The following is a 19,567-nucleotide window of genomic DNA, read 5'->3' as shown; positions in this document are numbered from 1 at the left end:
TGTCATTTTTGCTGCGACGCAGCGAAGTGGGCTCTCGCTCTAAGGGAAAAATACTAGTTGGCGGGCCGTCCGATGGCGGTCTTGCGAAAGTCAAGACTTGACTTATACACATTGATCACGCTGCGGCGCGGTAGAAGCTTTCGTCGTGCCCCAGCCCTTGCACATTGCAGGCGCATTTGATCTAAGCCTTGTCTGGCAAGGGTTTCACGGCTTTGCGACAAAATGTGCGGAATCCCACAGAAGGCCGCACCAGCGCGGTTCTTGGCCCATCCGAACGAAGTTCTCAACAAAGTTATCCACAGGCAAGCGGACCGATTGCAATTGTTCAGCCGAATCCAAAACTTAGCGCGGAAATTGAAGTTTTACTTTAACTTCGATGAGTTCGCCGTTTGCGCCATGTGCGGCGTGACGCGACGTCATGTCGCATCCGTTCAACCGATCCACACCGCCGCGTGAGTGAAGTGTTCGTCCGCGTCGCGTTGGATCATCCATTGCCGACTTTATTCGACTACCGCTGCGACACGCCCGAGCGCGTTGCGCCGGGCATGCTGGTGAGTGTGCCGTTCGGCAAGCGCCATGTGGTCGGTCTCGTATGCGAAGTGACCACTCACAGTGACGTACCCGTCGATCGCCTGCGAGCGGTCAACCATGTGTGTTCCGCCTGCCCGCCGGTGTCGGCCGAATGGCTGGCTTTGACCGCCTTCGCTGCCGACTACTATCAACGGGGTCTCGGCGAAGTGGCGCTGCCCGCTTTGCCGCAAGCCCTGCGTGACGCCTCGCGCTGGTCGCGCCTGTTCGCACCGGAAGAACGCTACAGCTTGACGGCAAAGGGTCGCGCCGCATTGCCGAACACCTTGCCTGCGCGCGCAAGCGCGCTGCGCAAGCTTGCTCAGGCTTTGGCAGAAGCCGAATTTCTGATCGCCGCCGACGTTCGCGCGCTCCATCCCAAAGCCATCGCAACCTTGGACGCCTGGCAGGCTGAAGGCTGGGTTGCGCTGGAGGTGGTCGAAGCCGCCGAGGCGCTCGCCACCCCTGCATCGCCGGATACGCCCGCACCCGTCCTGCCCACCCTCACCGACGAACAGGCGAGCGCGGTCGAAGCGATCCGCGACGCGAACGGCTTCGCGCCGTTCCTGCTGCACGGCGTGACAGGCAGCGGCAAGACCGAAGTGTATCTGCGCGCGCTGGCCGAGATTCTGGCGGCGAAGCCCGGCGCGCAAGCCCTCGTCCTCGTCCCGGAAATCAATCTGACGCCGCAGTTCGAGTCGGCCTTCCGTGCGCGCTTTGCCGCGCTCGAAGGCACCTCGATCGTCACGCTGCACAGCGGTCTCGCGGAAGGCGAACGCGCCCGCAACTGGTTCGCCGCCCACACCGGGCGAGCTCGCATCGTGCTCGGCACCCGGCTGGCGGTGCTCGCGTCGCTACCGAAACTGGCGATCATCGTGGTCGACGAGGAACACGATCCGGCCTACAAGCAGCAGGAAGGCTTGCGCTATTCGGCGCGCGATCTGGCGATCTACCGCGCCAAGCAACTCGGGTTGCCGGTTGTGCTCGGTTCGGCCACGCCGTCGCTGGAAAGCTGGTGGCAGGCGGATCAGGGGCGCTACAAGCGTCTCACGCTGTCGCGCCGTGCCGTCGCCGAGGCCGTCCTGCCGACCGTCAGGCTGATCGATCTGGAAGAGGAGCGGCGACGCGGGCGAGCCTCGGTGGAGGGTTTGTCCGGGCCGCTGATCGCGGCGATGAAGGCGCGGCTCGAGCGCGGCGAGCAAAGTCTCGTGTTCCTGAATCGGCGCGGTTACGCGCCGCAGCTTGCCTGCGACGCCTGTGGCTGGGTGGCCGGTTGTCCGCGTTGCAGCGCCTACGTCGTGTTGCACAAGCCCGAGCGCGCGCTACGCTGCCACCATTGCGGTTGGGAATCGCGCATTCCGCGCTCGTGCCCGGAGTGCGGCAATGTCGATATCGCGCCGATGGGCCGCGGCACGCAACGTGTCGAAGAAACGCTGGCAAGCGCGGTGCCCGGCGCCCGCGTGCTGCGCATCGACGCCGACAGCACGCGCCGCAAAGGCAGCGCGCAGGCGCTGTTTTCCGATGTCCACGCCGGCGAAGTCGACATTCTCGTCGGCACGCAGATGATCGCGAAGGGCCACGACTTCCAGCGGGTGTCGCTGGTGGGCGTGCTGAACGCCGACACCGCCCTGTTTTCACACGACTTCCGTGCGAGCGAACGTCTCTTCGCGCAATTGATGCAAGTGAGCGGCCGCGCGGGCCGTGCCGGTTTGCCGGGTGAAGTGCTGGTGCAGACGCGCTATCCGCGCCATGCGCTGTATCACGCGCTGGGGCGGCACGACTACGTCGGTTTTGCCAATTCAACACTGGCCGAGCGGCGCGACGCCCATCTGCCGCCGTTCGCCTATCAGGCTTTGCTGCGCGCCGAAGGCCGCACGCTCGAAGCCGCGCTCGCTTTCCTGCAGCAGGCCGCCGCCGCGCTGACGGAGATCCCGGCCGCCGGGCGCGTAACGGTCTATGACGCCGTGCCGCTCACCATCGTCAAGGTGATGCACGTGCATCGGGCGCAATTGCTGATCGAAAGTGCGTCGCGGGCCGCGTTGCAGGCCACCTTGCGCGCATGGCAACCGATGCTGCGGAGCCTGAAAGGCGTGCTGCGCTGGAATCTCGAAGTCGATCCGCTCGACATCTGACGCCCATTGCCGAGCGCTTCGCGGCATTACTTCTTTGAGTCATATTCATAGAGCGAATGGTCGTTTCGTTTTGCGCCCCCGCTCGCCTATATTTCGCCGAATCGGCGCATCTTCAGGCAAAACTCAAAAATCGCGCGCCGATGCACCTCAACTTCCTCGGGGCATTTGCGATGAGCGACACCAACCAGACGTTGCCGACCGGCGCGGCGCCCGGCGAACCGCGCAGTGGCCATAGCGCGCACGGCGGCGGACTCTTTTCCACTGAAGACTGGTGGGCCGTCTGGATCGGCCTGCTGGTGATCGTGATTGCGTGGGCGCTGTTCGCCTCGGGCAGCAGCATCAAGTGGCTGGCGGTGGCGCCGGCCAAATGGGCGAGCGTCGGACAGGCCGCGCAGGACATCGGCAAGCATCTGCCGAATTATGTCGCCCTGTTCATCGTGTTCGCCGCGCTGTTCGGCGTGAGCCTCGCCGCGTTGAAGCAACGGGTCGGCGTTTTCCTGGGCTCGTTCCTGATCCTGTTCGTCGTGTCGGCGCTGATCTTCACGCTGGGCGCGTGGGTCAATGCGTCGAAGTACAACCTCGAGCCGCCGTTGGTGGCGCTGGCGATCGGCCTGCTGATTTCCAACGTGTTTACGTTGCCCGAATGGTTTTCCGCTGGATTGCGCGTGGAGTTTTATATCAAGGTCGGGATCGTGTTGCTCGGCGCGACACTGCCGTTCACCCTGCTCGTGTGGGCGGGGCCGGTCGCGGTCGGGCAGGCGACCATCGTGTCGCTCGTGACGTTCTTCGTGATCTTCTTTGCCGCCAAGGCGCTCGGTCTCGAACGGCGTTTCGCCGCCGTGTTGGGCGTGGGCGGCGCGGTGTGCGGCGTGTCGGCGGCGATTGCGATTGCCGGCGCGGTGCGGGCCAAGCGCGAACAGGCTTCGGTCGCGATTACGCTGGTGGTCTTGTGGGCGATCGTGATGATTTTCGTACTGCCCTTCGCGTCACGCTCGCTGGGACTCTCGACGGCGGTCGCGGGCGCGTGGATCGGCACGTCCGAATTCGCCGACGCCGCGGGCATTGCCGCCGCGCAAGCCTACGGCGACTTCGCGAAGCACGCGAGCGGCGCGATTGCCGGTGCACCCGAGGCGTCGCTGCAGGCGTTCACACTGATGAAGGTGGTCGGCCGCGATATCTGGATCGGCATCTGGGCGTTCGTGCTCGCAATCGTCGCGACGACGCGCTGGGAATCGCAGGACAGCGGCGTCAAAGCGACGGCCAACGTCGGTGAGATCTGGGCGCGCTTTCCGAAATTCGTGATCGGCTTCGTGATCGCGTCGGCGCTGGTGACGTGGATCGCCAGCCATTACTCGCTGGTCGACTACCGCAAGGTCGTCACGCCCGAATTCGTCGCGCCGATCACGGCCTTGCGCACGTGGGCGTTCACATTCTGTTTCCTGAGTATCGGGCTGACCACGCGCCTGCGCTCGCTGACGGCCACCGGCCTGAAGCCGTTCCTGGCCTTCACAGCAGGTGTCGCGGTCAATATCGCCATCGGCTACGCGCTGTCCGCGCACGTGTTCGCACCGTACTGGAATAGCTTGGGACAGGGCTCGTGATGAGCGAGGCGGTCCGCATCGCCGGCACGGTCCGCGCACGCTTCGATGCGTGCGCGGCGCGCTGCGCAAGCTGCCGGCATCGCGCCGAGGATCGGCATTCACTGGAGCAGAGCATTCCGGGTCTCGCTGTGTTCAGTTCCGGGTTTGGCGCAAGTGTGGCGGATAGCCGGCTTTGCTGTCTGCACGACCAGCTCGTTTCGCCCGACGACGCTTGCGCGCAGTACGACCCCATTCCACGGGACTGACGCGTGCGCCTGCCTCGCCGCGAGGCGTAAGCCACGCGGCGTGCACTGACTTTGCGGTGTCAGTCGAGGAACGGCGTTTTGATGTCGATCATTAGCCGCTGGGCTTAACCTCTCAATCGTTCAATGCTGCTGCCCGCGCATCGCCAGCCGATGCGCGCGAAGCCGGACGCGCCTGCCGTCCTTCCGCTTCGCGTCTGCCCGGGCCGCGAGTCGCGCCGCGGATGAAAAGCACGGCGCACGTCGCGCACATAACCCAGATGCCCAGTATCACCAACCACTTTTCCATTTCACCAGTCCTCTAAAACCCCGTACCGTTTTTATGTGCGTGCCTAACGGCCGCGACCATCCATATTCTGTATAACGGCGCGCAGAGCAATCTGATAAGGGCAAAAGCGAAAATAATCACGCCAGGGAAAGTACTGAGCGCAACCGCCGTTGCCGCGCCCGGCGCCATCCGGCGCAAACCCCCGCCGTATAAGGCTTCCACGAAGGTGCAACCATGCGCGGCGCATGGTTGCACCTTTTTATTTGGAGGCGTACGATTCGCCCAACTTTTAGTCTTTCTCAGCGAATTCGTCTGGTATCCGAAGAAGGAAACATGGCTAGCACCACCCTTGGCGTCAAGGTCGACGACCTCCTGCGTTCCCGGCTGAAAGATGCCGCCACCCGGCTCGAACGCACTCCGCACTGGCTGATCAAGCAGGCCATCTTTGCGTACCTCGAAAAAATCGAGCATGGCCAATTGCCGCCGGAATTGTCAGGCCACATCGGCTCGGCCGATCTGGCTGACGGCGCCGCCGTGGAGCACGAGGAAGACGGTGCCTCGCATCCGTTCCTCGAATTCGCGCAGAACGTGCAACCGCAATCGGTGCTGCGCGCGGCGATCACCGCCGCGTATCGCCGTCCCGAACCGGAATGCGTGCCGTTCCTGCTTGGCCAGGCGCGTCTGCCGGCCAATCTAGCGGGCGACGTGCAGGCCATGGCCGGCAAGCTGGTCGAAACGCTGCGCACCAAGAGCAAGGGTGGTGGCGTTGAAGGGCTGATTCACGAATTCTCGCTGTCGAGCCAGGAAGGCGTGGCGCTGATGTGCCTCGCCGAAGCGCTGCTGCGCATTCCAGACCGTGCCACGCGTGACGCGCTGATCCGCGACAAGATCAGCAAGGGCGACTGGAAGTCGCACGTCGGCCAGGCGCCGTCGCTGTTCGTCAACGCCGCGACGTGGGGTTTGATGATCACCGGCAAGCTGGTGACCACCAATAGCGAAACGGGTCTGTCGTCGGCGCTCACGCGCCTGATCGGCAAGGGCGGCGAGCCGCTGATCCGCAAGGGCGTCGATATGGCGATGCGCCTGATGGGCGAGCAGTTCGTCACCGGCGAGAACATCTCCGAGGCGCTCGCCAATAGCCGCAAGTACGAAGCACGCGGCTTCCGCTACTCGTACGACATGCTTGGCGAAGCGGCCACCACCGAAGCCGACGCGCAGCGCTACTACGCGTCGTACGAACAGGCGATCCACGCGATCGGCAAGGCTGCCGGCGGCCGCGGCATCTACGAAGGCCCGGGCATCTCGATCAAGCTGTCGGCACTGCACGCACGCTATTCGCGTTCGCAGCAGGAGCGCACGATGAGCGAGCTGCTGCCGCGTGTGCGCTCGCTGGCGATCCTCGCGCGCCGTTACGACATCGGCCTGAACATCGACGCTGAAGAAGCCGACCGCCTCGAAATCTCGCTCGATCTGCTCGAGGCGCTGTGCTTCGACCCGGAACTGGCCGGCTGGAACGGCATCGGTTTCGTCGTGCAGGCGTATCAGAAACGCTGCCCGTTCGTGATCGAGTACATCGTCGATCTGGCGCGCCGCAGCCGTCACCGCATCATGGTCCGCCTTGTGAAGGGCGCGTACTGGGATACCGAAATCAAGCGTGCCCAAGTGGACGGCCTCGAAGGCTATCCGGTCTACACGCGCAAGATCTACACGGACGTGTCGTACCTCGCTTGTGCCAAGAAGTTGTTGAGCGCGCCCGACGCCGTTTATCCGCAGTTCGCCACGCACAACGCGCACACGCTGTCGGCGATCTATCACCTCGCGGGCAATAACTACTACCCCGGCCAGTACGAGTTCCAATGTCTGCACGGCATGGGTGAACCGCTGTATGAGGAAGTCACCGGCCGCGACAAGCTGAACCGTCCGTGCCGCGTGTATGCGCCGGTCGGCACCCATGAAACGCTGCTCGCCTACCTCGTGCGCCGCCTGTTGGAGAACGGCGCGAACACGTCGTTCGTGAATCGCATCGCCGATGAAAACGTCGCGATTCCGGACCTGATCGCCGACCCGGTCGACGAAGCCTCGAAGATCGTCCCGCTCGGCGCTCCGCACGCGAAAATCCCGCTGCCGCGCAATCTGTTCGGCGCCGAGCGTCTCAACTCGATGGGCCTCGATCTGTCGAACGAACATCGGTTGGCGTCGCTGTCGTCGGCATTGCTGGCGAGCGCGCATCATCCGTGGCGCGCCACACCGATGCTCGAAGACAACGAGATCGCCGTAGGCGTCGCACGCGATGTGCGCAACCCAGCCGATCATCGCGACCTCGTCGGTACGGTCGTCGAAGCGACGTCGGAACACGTGAGCGCTGCCATGGCCCATGCGGTCGCCGCCGCGCCGATCTGGCAAGCGACGCCGGTCGATGCCCGCGCCGATTGCCTCGCGCGTGCCGCCGATCTGCTCGAAGCACAGATGCACACGCTGATGGGTCTCGTGGTGCGTGAAGCGGGCAAGTCGCTGGCGAACGCGGTTGCGGAAATCCGCGAAGCGATCGACTTCCTGCGCTACTACTCGACGCAGATCCGCAACGAGTTTTCCAACGACACGCATCGCCCGCTCGGTCCGGTCGTCTGTATTAGCCCGTGGAATTTCCCGCTGGCGATTTTCATGGGCCAGGTGGCCGCGGCTTTGGCGGCAGGTAATACCGTGCTCGCGAAGCCGGCCGAACAAACGCCGCTGATCGCCGCGCAGGCCGTGCGTATCCTGCGCGAAGCCGGCGTGCCGGCGGGCGCGGTGCAACTGCTGCCGGGCGACGGCGAAACGGTCGGCGCCGCGCTGGTGGCCGATCCGCGCACCCGTGCGGTGATGTTCACCGGTTCGACCGAAGTTGCGCGTCTGATCAACAAGACGCTCTCGAACCGCCTCGACCCCGAAGGCAAGCCGATTCCGCTGATCGCCGAAACGGGCGGCCAGAACGCGATGATCGTCGATTCGTCGGCGCTCGCTGAGCAGGTGGTCGCGGACGTGCTGCAGTCGTCGTTCGATTCCGCCGGTCAACGGTGTTCCGCATTGCGCGTTCTTTGTCTGCAGGAAGATGTGGCGGACCGCACGCTGGAAATGCTGACGGGCGCGATGCGCGAACTGTCGGTGGGCAATCCGGACCGTCTGTCGATCGACGTCGGCCCGGTGATCGACCTCGACGCGAAGCGCGGCATCGACGCGCACGTCGCGGCGATGCGCGAGAAAGGCCGCAAGGTCGAGCAACTGCCGATGCCGGATGGCTGCGCACCGGGCACGTTTGTTCCGCCGACGCTGATCGAACTCGACAGCATCGACGAATTGAAGCGCGAAGTGTTCGGCCCGGTGCTGCATGTGGTGCGTTACCGCCGCAGCCAGCTGGACAAGCTGCTCGAACAGATCCGCACGACCGGCTACGGCCTGACGCTCGGCATTCACACGCGAATCGACGAAACGATCGCGCACGTGATCAGCCGCGCGCATGTCGGCAACATCTACGTGAACCGCAATGTGATCGGCGCGGTGGTGGGGGTTCAACCGTTCGGCGGCGAAGGTTTGTCGGGCACGGGACCGAAAGCGGGTGGCGCGTTGTATCTGCAACGTCTGCTGGCCACGCGTCCGGCAGGGTTGCCGAAGTCGCTGGCGGAGTCGTTGATCGCGGATACGCCGCAAGCCGGTTCCAACGGGGATAATCGCAGCGACACTCCGTCCGCTGCCTTGACGGCGCTGCGCGACTGGCTGATCGGCGAACGGCAGCCGGCACTGGCCGCACGCTGCGACGGTTATCTGTCGCATGTGCCGGCGGGTGCAACTGCGGTATTGTCTGGGCCGACTGGCGAGCGCAACACCTATACGCTGGGCGCGCGCGGCACGGTGCTGTGCATCGCGTCGACGGCGAGCGGCGCACGCGTGCAGTTCGCCGCGGCGCTGGCTACGGGAAATCGCGCGTTGTTCGAAGGCGCGGCGGGTGAACAATTGGTGTCGCAGTTGCCCGCCGCGTTGAAGTCTTACGCAAGCGTGAAGAAGAGCGCCGATACGCCGTTCGACGCCGTGCTGTTCGAAGGCGATAGCGACGAACTGCTGGCGCTGGTGAAGGAAGTCGCGAAACGTGCAGGGCCGATCGTCTCGGTGCAGGGCGTCGCGGCTCGCGCGCTGGAAAGCGGCGACGAGGACTACGCGCTCGAACGTCTGTTGACGGAACGCTCGGTCAGTGTGAACACGGCAGCAGCAGGCGGTAATGCGAATTTGATGACGATCGGTTGAGCGAACCTCATCGATCTGCTCAATAAAACGGAAGCGGTACGGCGACCCCGAAAACCGCTCCATCCACACCTGGTACCAAGGAGAAGCTATGCAACACAAAATGAAACAGCTGGCAGGCGCAGCGCTGGTTGCGGCAATGTCGCTGGCGGGGACGGCCAACGCTCAATCGACCGAAGACGTGAAGATCGGCTTTGCCGGTCCGATGACGGGCGCACAGGCGCACTACGGCAAGGACTTCCAGAACGGCATTACGCTGGCTGTGGAAGAAATGAACGCGACCAAGCCGGTGATCGGCGGCAAGCCGGTTCGCTTCGTGCTGGATGCGGCCGACGACCAGGCTGACCCGCGCACCGGCACGACCGTTGCACAAAAGCTGGTGGATGACGGCATCAAGGGCATGCTCGGCCACTTCAACTCGGGCACGACGATTCCGGCTTCGCGCATCTACGCGAACGCGGGCATCCCCGAAATCGCCATGGCTACGGCGCCTGAGTACACGCAGCAAGGCTTCAAGACCACGTTCCGCATGATGACGTCCGACACGCAGCAAGGTTCGGTCGCCGGCACGTTCGCGGTGAAGACCCTCGGTGTGAAGAAGATCGCGATCGTCGACGACCGCACGGCTTACGGCCAGGGTCTGGCTGATCAGTTCGAAAAGGCGGCGAAGGCTGCGGGCGGCCAGATCGTCGATCGTGAATACACGAACGACAAGGCTGTCGACTTCAAGTCGATCCTGACCAAGCTGAAGTCGGTCAACCCGGACATGATCTATTACGGCGGCGCGGATTCGCAAGCGGCACCGATGGTCAAGCAGATGAAGGCACTGGGCATCAAGGCGCCGCTGATGGGCGGCGAAATGGTCCACACGCCGACCTTTATTCAGATCGCGGGCGACGCGGCGAACGGCACGGTGGCATCGCTCGCCGGCCTGCCGCTGGAAGAAATGCCGGGCGGCAAGGACTACGTCGCGAAGTACAAGAAGCGCTTCAACGAAGACGTGCAAACGTACTCGCCGTACGCCTACGACGGCGCGATGGCGATGTTCGACGCCATGAAGAAGGCTAACTCGACCGATCCGGCCAAGTACCTGCCGCTGCTCGCGAAGACCTCGATGCCGGCAGTGACGGCAGCGAACCTCGCATACGACACCAAGGGCGACCTGAAGAACGGCGGCATCACGCTGTACAAGGTTGTCGACGGCAAGTGGACGACGCTGCAAAGCGTGGGCGGGAAGTAAGCGGTTTCTCGCATGAGCAATTGAGTGTCGCGCGCGGTTTTGGCGTGGCGCTCGTTGCACAAAAAAGCCCTGCGGCTGTTTTGAACCGCAGGGCTTTTTCTTTGGTGCTTCGTCATGTGTAGCAGTCGCGACGCAACGTCATCACTCCCCGCGCAGCTTCCTTCCCTGCTGCCGAATCTGCTCCAGCGTCGCGCCCGGCGTGCTTGCCTCCTGCGGCATGCGAATCTCGATCACCGCTGCGCGTTTCGCTTCCATCGAACGCTGCAACGCCGGCAGAAAATCTTCGGTCCGCTCCACCGTCTCGCCATGCGCGCCGAACGACCGCGCGAACGCCGCAAAATCCGGATTCGTGAGACCGGTGCCATGCACGCGATTCGGATAATGCCGTTCCTGATGCATCCGGATCGTGCCGAAATGGCTGTTGTTCACGACGATGAAAATCACATGCAGGTCGTACTGCATCGCCGTCGCGAGTTCCTGCGCGGACATCATGAAGCAGCCGTCGCCGGCTAATGCGACCACCGCGCGCTGCGGATACATCGACTTTGCCGCAATTGCCGCGGGTATCCCATAGCCCATCGCGCCACTGGTCGGCGCGAGTTGCGAGCGGAAATGCCGGTACGAGAAATGGCGATGCAACCACGTGGCATAGTTGCCCGCACCGTTTGTGAGGATCGCGTCTTCCGGTAGATGCGCGCGCAACTGCTGGATGACTTCGCCCATTTGCACGTCGCCGGGAATCGGGCGTGGCTTGCGCCAGTCGAGATACGCGCGATGCGCTTCTTCCGCAGTGCCGCTCCATGCGAGCGTGTCAGAAGACGGCTTCAACGCGGCAAGCTGCGCTGCCAGCTCCGGCATGCCGGAGACGATTGGAAGATCCGCGGCATAGACGCGTCCGAGTTCTTCAGCGCCTTGATGCACGTGCACCAGCGTTTGCTTTGTCTTCGGAATATCGAGCAGCGTATAGCCGTTGGTGGTTGCTTCGCCCAAACGCGGTCCAAGCGTGAGCAGCAGGTCGGCATCGCGGATACGTTGAGCAAGCGCGGGATTGATACCGAGGCCGACATCACCCGCATAGTTCGGATGCTCGTTGTCGAGCGTGTCCTGAAAGCGGAACGCGAGGCCAATCGGCAATTGCCAATTCTCGACGAAGCGTTGCAGGTCGGCGCATGCCGCGGGCGTCCAACCGCTGCCGCCGGCGATGACCATTGGCCGTTGCGCGCCTTCCAGCAATCGACGCAACTCGCCCATCTGCGCTGCGGACGGCGACGCCGCCACGCGCTTGTAGGCGGGCGCGCCGGCAACAAGGTCGCACGCGTCGCTCAACACATCTTCCGGCAACGACAACACAACCGGTCCCGGACGCCCCGACGTCGCCGTGTGAAAAGCATGGCTCAGATATTCGGGAATGCGTTTCGGATCGTCGATTTGCGCGACCCATTTCGCCATCTGGCCGAACATGCGCCGATAGTCGATTTCCTGGAAAGCCTCGCGATCGAGATGCTCGCGCGCGCATTGGCCGATCAGCAGGATCATTGGCGTGGAGTCCTGAAACGCGGTATGCACACCGATCGATGCATGCGTCGCGCCCGGTCCGCGCGTGACGATCGCAACGCCCGGTCGACCCGTCAATTTGCCGACGGCTTCGGCCATGTTCGCCGCTGCCGCTTCGTGCCGGCACACGACGGTCTGAATGCGGTCGGTTTCGTCGTGCAGCGAATCGAGCACGGCGAGAAAGCTCTCGCCGGGTACGCAGAAAACACGTTCGACACCATGCGTGAGCAAGGCGTCGACGACGAGACGCGCGCCAGTAGTTTGGGTGGCGGAAGAAGATTCAGAAGCGAGCGGCATTGCGATGGAGTCTCCAGGCGTTGCGATGGGGGCGACGGGCGGCGGTGGAGCCCTCAACACTCCACAATATTCACAGCTAACCCGCCGCGCGAGGTTTCCTTGTACTTCGTCTTCATGTCGGCGCCGGTCTGCATCATCGTCTTGATCACGGAGTCCAGCGACACGTAGTGTGTGCCGTCACCGCGCAGCGCCATGCGCGCGGCATTCACGGCCTTTACCGAGCCCATCGCATTGCGTTCGATACACGGAATCTGCACCATTCCGCCGACCGGATCGCACGTCAGCCCGAGGTTGTGCTCCATGCCGATCTCGGCAGCATTCTCGACTTGCTCAGGCGTGCCGCCCATCACCGCCGCGAGCGCACCCGCGGCCATCGAGCAGGCCACACCCACTTCACCTTGGCACCCCACTTCCGCGCCCGAAATCGACGCGTTCAGTTTGTACAGAATGCCGATCGCCGCCGCCGTCATCAGGAAGTCGATCACGCCCTGCTCGTTCGAACCCGGCATGAAGCGCGTGTAGTAATGCAGCACGGCGGGAATGATGCCGGCCGCGCCATTGGTCGGCGCCGTGACCACGCGCCCACCGGCGGCATTTTCCTCATTCACGGCGATGGCGTAGAGATTGATCCAGTCGACCATCGACAGCGGATCGCGCAGCGCCAGCTCAGGATTGCTCGACAGCGCACGATACAACTGCGGCGCGCGGCGCTTCACATGGAACGGACCAGGCAAGTTGCCGTCCGCGTCCGGATTGTTGATGCCGCAACCGCGCGACACGCACGACTGCATCACATTCCAGATCTTCAGCAAGCCCGCACGTGTCTCTTCTTCCGTGTGCCAGACGCGTTCGTTGTCCCACATCAATTGGGCGATGCTCTTGCCGGTCGATTTGCAGAGCGCGAGCAATTCGGCGCCGCTGCGGAACGAATGCGGCAATTGTTCGACGGCGCTCAGCACCTTCGTGTTCGGCGCGCCTGCCGTCACCACAAAGCCGCCGCCGACCGACAGATAGGTCGACTCACGCAGCGTCTCGCCTTCTGCGTCGAATGCACGCAGCTTCAGGCCGTTCGGATGCTCCGCCAGCGCCTGGCGATAAAACGAAATGTGATCTTTCTGGACGAACGGCACTTCGTGCGTGCCGAGCAAGGCGAGTGTGCGCGACGCCTTCACCGCCTCGAGCCGCTGCGCGATCGTGTCCGGATCGACGGTGTCGGGTGCGTCGCCCATCAAACCCAGCATCACGCCGCGATCGGTGCCGTGACCCTTGCCGGTCGCGCCGAGCGACCCATACAGATCCACTTTCACCGACGCGGTCGCGCCGAGCAGCCCGTCGCGTTCGAGTCCTTGCGCGAACATCAGCGCTGCACGCATCGGCCCGACCGTATGCGAACTGGACGGGCCAATGCCGATTTTGAAGAGGTCGAACACACTGACTGCCATTTACTGCTCCCTGCTGATAAAAGTTAGTTTAGCGCGCCGGCAGCGGTAAGCACACGGCCAGCCACGCGGGCGGCGTCGGTGCGAGCTGCAGCGCGATCGGCGTATAGCGTCCGTCGAGACGCGCCGCCAGGTGAAACAGTTCTGTCGCGTTTTTCGGATCCCATTGACCTGAAAAACCGGGCACACCGGCCTCACGGCGTTTGGCATCGAACGGAACGTTCGAATGCACGAATTCTTCATGCGTTTTGCTGCCGTCCGCGTACGGCGTGAGCCAATTCAGCGCGGCAGCCAGCGACGCGCCGTTTTCCCCCTTTTCCGGCAACCAGTTGCGGTTGTGGCGGCGCGCAGCGAGCGCAGCGGTCACGAGCGGCTGCAGGTCGTACGTGACATAGTGCAGCGCGTCGCGCTCGCCGAAATCGAAAGTCGAGCCGTCGGGCGCGATGTTGTCGCCGATATGCTCGTCGAACAGGCGCTGCGCCGCGTTGATCATCTTGCGGTTATCCAGCGTGAACGCGGCCATCGAGATCAGCTTGATCCGGTGGCTTTGCCAGTTGTTCTTGAAGGTACCCATGAGCGGCCGCGGCTGCGCGTCGATCTGCGCGATATAGCCGCTCGCTAGCTTCGTCAGGAACGCCATTGATGCATTGCGCGTCTTCACCGGCAACGCGCTCGCGGTCATGTCGTAGGCGAGGATCAGGCCTTCGAAATGGGTTTCGTCGATCGGATTGAAACTGGGTTGGTAAGTCGTGACCCATGCATACAGCAAGCGGTCGACCAGCTTCAGATAACGGTCGTCACTGGTTGCGCGCCAGGCGAGCGCCGCGTCGCGCAGCAGATCGAGATCCTTCTCTGCCTCGACGCTCTGATCGTGGATGCCCTCGTGCGGCAGCGTGCCTTCGGTATGCAGTTTCGCTACCGCATGCGGCGGGTCGTTCAGATGTGCCTGCACATTGCTCACCAGCGCCTTGACGCCGGGATCGGCATTCGTGCGCTCGCTGGTTTGCAGCGCGGGCGCTGCGCAAAAATTCATTGCGGCTTGCGCCTGGCGCAGCGGCAGCAGCACCGCTGCGCCAGCCAGCAAGAGCGTGCAAGCCTGCTGCCACGTTTGGGTTCGCCTGATTTCGGTCCGGCTTTGCATCAATCGCACCTTTCGCGCCATGCGAAACTCCTCGTTAGGCTGATTCGGTGTGTGATGTTAGCCGTTTGCGGACACAAGCGACAGAACCGCGCAACGCCTGCTTACAAGCTTCAGACGATGCGCGGTTTGCGGCCTGGCTTACTCGTAGTCGGCGATCGGCACGCAGGAGCAGAACAGATTGCGGTCGCCGTACACGTTGTCCGCACGGCCGACCGGCGGCCAGTACTTCTTCGCGATCAGCGTGGGCAACGGATACGCGGCGGTTTCGCGCGCGTACGCATGCTTCCAGTCGTTCGCGATGACCACCGCTGCCGTATGCGGCGCGTGCTTGAGCGGATTGTCTTCGCGGTCCGAGCGGCCTTCCTCCACCGCGCGGATTTCGTCGCGGATCGCGATCATCGCCTCGATGAAGCGGTCGAGTTCTTCCTTCGATTCCGATTCGGTCGGCTCGACCATCAGCGTGCCCGGCACCGGGAAGCTCATGGTCGGCGCGTGGAAGCCGTAGTCGGCGAGACGCTTGGCGACGTCGTCGACGGTGATGCCGCTGGTTTCCTTGATTGGGCGCAGATCGAGAATGCACTCGTGCGCGACCAGTCCGCCCGGGCCGGAGTACAGCACCGGATAATGCGGCGCGAGTTTGTTCGCGACGTAATTCGCGTTGAGGATCGCGGTTTCGGTGGCCGCCGTGAGGTTCTTCGCACCCATCATCGCGATGTACATCCACGAGATCGGCAGGATCGACGCGGAGCCGTACGGTGCGCCCGACACGGCGCCGATGCCGTTCGGCGTGCGCTCATAGCCCGACGAAATCTGATTCGGCAGGAATTGCGCGAGATGCGCGCCGACTGCAACCGGACCGACACCCGGTCCGCCGCCGCCGTGCGGAATGCAGAAGGTCTTGTGCAGGTTCAGGTGCGAGACGTCACCGCCGAACTGACCCGGCGCGCACAGGCCGACCATTGCGTTCATGTTCGCGCCGTCCACATAGACCTGACCGCCGTGCGCATGCACGATCTCGCAGATTTCGCGGACGTTCGATTCGAACACGCCGTGCGTGGACGGATACGTGATCATGATCGCCGCGAGCTTGTCGGCGTGCTGATCGGCTTTCTTCTTCAGGTCGTCGATATCGACGTTGCCTTGCGCGTCGCAAGCCACCACGATCACCTGCATGCCGGCCATTTGCGCCGACGCCGGGTTCGTGCCGTGCGCCGAAGCGGGAATCAGGCAGACGTTGCGGTGGCCTTCGCCGCGCGACGCGTGGTACGCATGAATGATCAGGAGGCCCGCGTACTCGCCTTGCGAGCCGGCATTCGGTTGCAGCGACACGGCTGCGTAGCCGGTGGCCGCGACCAGCATCTGTTCGAGCTGATCGATCATTTCGCGGTAACCGACCGTTTGCTCGGCCGGCGCGAACGGGTGAATCTGACCGAATTCGGGCCACGTGACCGGCAGCATTTCCGAGGTCGCGTTCAGCTTCATCGTGCACGAGCCGAGCGGGATCATCGAGCGGTCGAGTGCCAGATCCTTGTCGGAGAGGCTGCGCAAATAGCGCAACATTTCCGTTTCCGAATGGTGACGGTTAAACACGTGGTGCGTGAGGTACGCGCTGGTGCGTTCGAGCGCGGCGGGCACGGTGCTCTCGGCGGGGAGTTCGGCGTCGAGTGCATCGATTTGCGGGACTTCGTCGACGAACGCCGCTTGCGCGAATGCCGCGAGCAGATCGGCGAGGTCGCTGCGCGTGGTGGTTTCGTCGATCGAGATGCCGACGCGCGTGTCGCTCACGCGGCGCAGATTGATGCGCCTCGCGGTCGCCGCGTCATGCAGCGCCTGGGTGCGTGCACCGGTTTCGAACGTGAGCGTGTCGAAGAACGTGTCGTTGACGAGCGCGTAACCGAGCTTCTTCGCGCCGGCCGCGAGCAGCGCAGCGATCCGGTTCACGCGTAGTGCGATCGTCTTCAGGCCGTGCGGGCCGTGATAGACGGCGTACATGCTGGCCATGATCGCGAGCAGCGCTTGCGCGGTACACACGTTCGAGGTCGCCTTCTCGCGACGGATGTGTTGTTCGCGCGTTTGCAGCGCGAGACGCAGCGCGGGGTTGCCCTGCGCGTCGACGGTCACGCCGACCAGACGGCCCGGCATCTGACGCTTGAATTCATCGCGCACGGCGAGGTAAGCCGCGTGCGGGCCGCCGAAACCCACCGGCACGCCGAAACGCTGGGTGTTGCCGACGGCCACGTCCGCGCCCCATTCGCCCGGCGGCGTGAGCACCGTCAGCGCGAGCAGATCGGCGGCGACCACCACGTGGCCGCCCGCTGCGTGGATCGCGTCTGCGAGTGCGCGGTAGTCGCGCACATCGCCGTTCACGCCCGGGTATTGCAGCAGCACGCCGAACGCATTCGCGTTCGCCGCTTCCGCAGCCGGGCCGACTTTCACTTCGATACCGACCGGCGTGGCGCGCGTCTTCACCACTTCGATGGTTTGCGGCAGCACGTCGTCGGCAACGTAGAACACGTTCGACTTCGGCTTGCCGATGCGTTGCAGCAGCGTCATCGCTTCGGCGGCGGCAGTGGCTTCGTCAAGCAGCGAGGCGTTCGAGATCGCCAGACCCGTCAGGTCGACAATCATTTGCTGGAAGTTCAGCAACGCTTCCAGACGGCCTTGCGAGATTTCCGGCTGATACGGCGTGTACGCGGTGTACCAGGCCGGATTTTCGAGCACGTTACGCAGGATCACCGTCGGCGTGTGCGCGTTGTAGTAACCCTGTCCGATGTACGAGCGGAACACCTGGTTCTTGTCCGCCAGCTCACGCAGCGCGGCGAGCGCTTCCGCTTCGCTCTTCGGCTGGGCGAAGGGACCGAGCGGCAGCGTTTCGGTGCGGCGGATCGTCTTCGGAATGACGGCGTCGATCAGCGCCGCGCGCGACGCGAAGCCGAGGGCTTCGAGCATCGCATGCTGGTCGGCCGAATCCGGGCCGATGTGCCGTTCGGCGAAGGCGTCATGCACTTCGAGCGCGGCGAGCGAGAGAGGAGTGCGGTTCATCAGACGATCCGGGTGTTCGAGCTTCATGAGGTGTTCCTGGCGGTGCGGGCGTCCGTTCGACGATGGAATCGGACGCGCCGCGCCTGTCGGGTTTAAACGTAAAGGTGCAACTTGCGGTGAATCAGGCGCCGATCGCCTTCGCGTACGCGTCCGCGTCGATCAGGCGATCCTGCGATGCGTCCGCGGCCGGCTTGATCTTGAAGAGCCAGTTGTCGTACGGCGCGCTGTTGACGCCGTCCGGCGTGTCGGCGACGGCCGGGTTCGCTTCGATGATCTCGCCCGAAACCGGTGCGTAGATGTCGGAGGCGGCTTTCACCGACTCGATCACGGCGACGGTGTCGCCGGCGCCCACGGTCTTGCCCAGTTCCTGGACTTCGAAGAAGACGATATCGCCGAGCGCTTCCTGCGCGTGGTCGGTGATGCCGACCGTCAGCGTGCCGTCCGCTTCGGTGCGGACCCACTCGTGCGATTCGGTGTATTTCAGATCGGCCGGGATGCTCATCGGATGCTCCTATGCGGTGTGATTCGGTATGAACTTAAAAAGGGCGCCCAAACCTGGCGCTTCGCGCCTGGCCCCCAGCAGGGGCAAGAAAACCTGGGTACGCCAGTGTTTTCCTGAAAGGTGACGCACGCGCCGGCTGCTTAAACTGCGAGCACCTTGCCGTTGCGCACGAACGGCAGTTTTACCACGCTTGCGGGTACGTTTTTGTCACGAATCTGGACGTGAACGGTATCGCCCGGCTGCACACCTTTCGGCACGCGCGCAAAGGCGATCGATTCCTGCATCGTGGGCGAAAAAGTGCCGCTGGTGATTTCGCCTTCGCCCTGCGGCGTGACGACTTTCTGGTGAGCGCGCAGCACGCCCGCCGCCTTGCCGTTTTCCTTCAGCAGGATCAGACCGACGAACGCCGCCTGCGAGCCGTCGGCTTCAAGCTTTTTCTTGCCGACAAATTCACGCGGCGAAGTCAGATCGACGGTCCAGGCGAGGCCGGCGTCGAGTGGCGAGACGGTGTCGTCCATATCCTGGCCGTACAGGTTCATGCCGGCTTCGAGGCGCAGCGTGTCGCGCGCGCCGAGACCGGCGGGGCGCACGCCTTGTGCTTGCAGCGCGTTCCACAGTGCTGCGACGTGATCCGCCGGGACGATGATTTCGAAACCGTCTTCGCCGGTGTAGCCGGTGCGGGCAACGGTGAGTTCGCCGAACGGCGTGCCTTCGACGCGGGCGGCGTTGAAAGGCTTCAATGCTTCGGTGGCAGCGCGTGCGGCCGGCACGGTTTGCCAGACTTTTTCGCGGGCGTTCGGACCTTGCACGGCGACGATCGCGTAGTCGCGGCGCGGCGTGATGGTCAGGCCGAAGTTGCCCTCGGCGTTGAGCTTGCCGAACCAGGCGACGTCTTTATCGGCCGTGCCGGCGTTGACGACCACGCGGAAGTGATCTTCGCCGAAGTAGTAGACGATCAGATCGTCGATCACACCGCCGTTCGGGTTCAGCAGACAGGAGTAGAGCGCGCGGCCCGGCGTTTGCAGCTTGGCGACGTTATTGGCCAGCGCGTATTCAAAAAAGGCGCGCACGCGCTCGCCGGTGAAATCGACGACGCACATATGCGAGACGTCGAACATCCCGGCGTCGGTGCGCACGGCGCGGTGTTCGTCGATCTGCGAGCCGTAGTTGACGGGCATGTCCCAGCCGCCGAAATCGACCATGCGAGCGTTGAGCGCACGATGGGTGGCGTTGAGCGGGGTGTGTTTGAGTTCGGTCATGGGGCCTCGGG

11 protein-coding genes are annotated in these 19,567 nt (G+C 63.8%); 5 read left to right on the top strand and 6 right to left on the bottom strand.

Annotated features, from left to right (window positions below; all coding sequences use genetic code 11):
* The first annotated feature begins 452 nt into the window (after positions 1-452).
* From DSC91_RS25495 to DSC91_RS25475, 5 genes are all read left to right on the top strand, one after another.
* Positions 453-2,699, top strand: coding sequence for a primosomal protein N' (locus DSC91_RS25495; protein ID WP_175171942.1), 2,247 nt, complete (start codon positions 453-455; stop codon positions 2,697-2,699).
* Between the two features lie 170 nt (positions 2,700-2,869).
* Entirely contained in the window at positions 2,870-4,300 is a 1,431-nt protein-coding gene (locus DSC91_RS25490; RefSeq protein WP_115783501.1) for a YeiH family protein, read from the top strand.
* The gene (locus tag DSC91_RS25485; protein WP_229758151.1) at positions 4,300-4,545 is read left to right on the top strand and encodes a hypothetical protein; all 246 of its coding nucleotides are present in this window, start codon (positions 4,300-4,302) and stop codon (positions 4,543-4,545) included. The genes DSC91_RS25490 and DSC91_RS25485 overlap by 1 nt, the downstream gene beginning before the upstream one ends.
* A gap of 598 nt (positions 4,546-5,143) precedes the next feature.
* Positions 5,144-9,085 carry a trifunctional transcriptional regulator/proline dehydrogenase/L-glutamate gamma-semialdehyde dehydrogenase gene (gene putA, locus DSC91_RS25480; RefSeq protein ID WP_115781406.1) on the top strand — a complete coding sequence of 1,314 codons (3,942 nt, stop codon included), beginning with the start codon at positions 5,144-5,146 and terminating at the stop codon, positions 9,083-9,085.
* An 88-nt stretch (positions 9,086-9,173) separates the two neighbouring features.
* On the top strand, positions 9,174-10,322 hold the full coding sequence (locus DSC91_RS25475; protein ID WP_115781405.1) for a branched-chain amino acid ABC transporter substrate-binding protein: 1,149 nt from the start codon (positions 9,174-9,176) through the stop codon (positions 10,320-10,322).
* Positions 10,323-10,463: 141 nt separating this feature from the next.
* Here the strand turns inward: DSC91_RS25475 and DSC91_RS25470 are convergent, their stop codons facing one another.
* From DSC91_RS25470 to gcvT, 6 genes are all read right to left on the bottom strand, one after another.
* Positions 10,464-12,173: a thiamine pyrophosphate-binding protein gene (locus DSC91_RS25470; RefSeq protein WP_115781404.1), complete on the bottom strand. Its 1,710-nt coding sequence runs from the start codon at positions 12,171-12,173 to the stop codon at positions 10,464-10,466.
* A gap of 53 nt (positions 12,174-12,226) precedes the next feature.
* Positions 12,227-13,615 (bottom strand): L-serine ammonia-lyase, encoded by a 1,389-nt coding sequence (locus DSC91_RS25465; protein ID WP_115781403.1) that lies wholly within the window; start codon positions 13,613-13,615, stop codon positions 12,227-12,229.
* A gap of 28 nt (positions 13,616-13,643) precedes the next feature.
* Positions 13,644-14,774 carry an alginate lyase family protein gene (locus DSC91_RS25460; protein WP_115781402.1) on the bottom strand — a complete coding sequence of 377 codons (1,131 nt, stop codon included), beginning with the start codon at positions 14,772-14,774 and terminating at the stop codon, positions 13,644-13,646.
* A gap of 117 nt (positions 14,775-14,891) precedes the next feature.
* The gene (gene gcvP / locus DSC91_RS25455) at positions 14,892-17,822 is read right to left on the bottom strand and encodes an aminomethyl-transferring glycine dehydrogenase (protein WP_115781401.1); all 2,931 of its coding nucleotides are present in this window, start codon (positions 17,820-17,822) and stop codon (positions 14,892-14,894) included.
* Positions 17,823-17,916: 94 nt separating this feature from the next.
* Positions 17,917-18,297, bottom strand: coding sequence for a glycine cleavage system protein GcvH (gene gcvH / locus DSC91_RS25450; RefSeq protein ID WP_115781400.1), 381 nt, complete (start codon positions 18,295-18,297; stop codon positions 17,917-17,919).
* 140 nt (positions 18,298-18,437) lie between these two features.
* Positions 18,438-19,556: a glycine cleavage system aminomethyltransferase GcvT gene (gene gcvT, locus DSC91_RS25445; protein ID WP_115781399.1), complete on the bottom strand. Its 1,119-nt coding sequence runs from the start codon at positions 19,554-19,556 to the stop codon at positions 18,438-18,440.
* Positions 19,557-19,567 lie beyond the last annotated feature (11 nt).

The sequence above is a fragment of the Paraburkholderia caffeinilytica genome (assembly GCF_003368325.1).
Lineage (GTDB): Bacteria > Pseudomonadota > Gammaproteobacteria > Burkholderiales > Burkholderiaceae > Paraburkholderia > Paraburkholderia caffeinilytica.
The sequence above is the reverse complement of the archived record's forward strand: the minus strand, read 5'-3'. Positions and strand labels throughout refer to the sequence as shown.

What these genes read in the sequence shown, in the direction of transcription:
- gcvT (WP_115781399.1), bottom strand. Translation starts at nt 19,556, where the DNA reads ATGACCGAACTCAAACACACCCCGCTCAACGCCACCCATCGTGCGCTC.
- DSC91_RS25465 (WP_115781403.1), bottom strand. Translation starts at nt 13,615, where the DNA reads ATGGCAGTCAGTGTGTTCGACCTCTTCAAAATCGGCATTGGCCCGTCC.
- DSC91_RS25470 (WP_115781404.1), bottom strand. Translation starts at nt 12,173, where the DNA reads ATGCCGCTCGCTTCTGAATCTTCTTCCGCCACCCAAACTACTGGCGCG.
- gcvP (WP_115781401.1), bottom strand. Translation starts at nt 17,822, where the DNA reads ATGAAGCTCGAACACCCGGATCGTCTGATGAACCGCACTCCTCTCTCG.
- DSC91_RS25475 (WP_115781405.1), top strand. Translation starts at nt 9,174, where the DNA reads ATGCAACACAAAATGAAACAGCTGGCAGGCGCAGCGCTGGTTGCGGCA.
- DSC91_RS25485 (WP_229758151.1), top strand. Translation starts at nt 4,300, where the DNA reads ATGAGCGAGGCGGTCCGCATCGCCGGCACGGTCCGCGCACGCTTCGAT.
- DSC91_RS25460 (WP_115781402.1), bottom strand. Translation starts at nt 14,774, where the DNA reads ATGGCGCGAAAGGTGCGATTGATGCAAAGCCGGACCGAAATCAGGCGA.
- DSC91_RS25490 (WP_115783501.1), top strand. Translation starts at nt 2,870, where the DNA reads ATGAGCGACACCAACCAGACGTTGCCGACCGGCGCGGCGCCCGGCGAA.
- gcvH (WP_115781400.1), bottom strand. Translation starts at nt 18,297, where the DNA reads ATGAGCATCCCGGCCGATCTGAAATACACCGAATCGCACGAGTGGGTC.
- putA (WP_115781406.1), top strand. Translation starts at nt 5,144, where the DNA reads ATGGCTAGCACCACCCTTGGCGTCAAGGTCGACGACCTCCTGCGTTCC.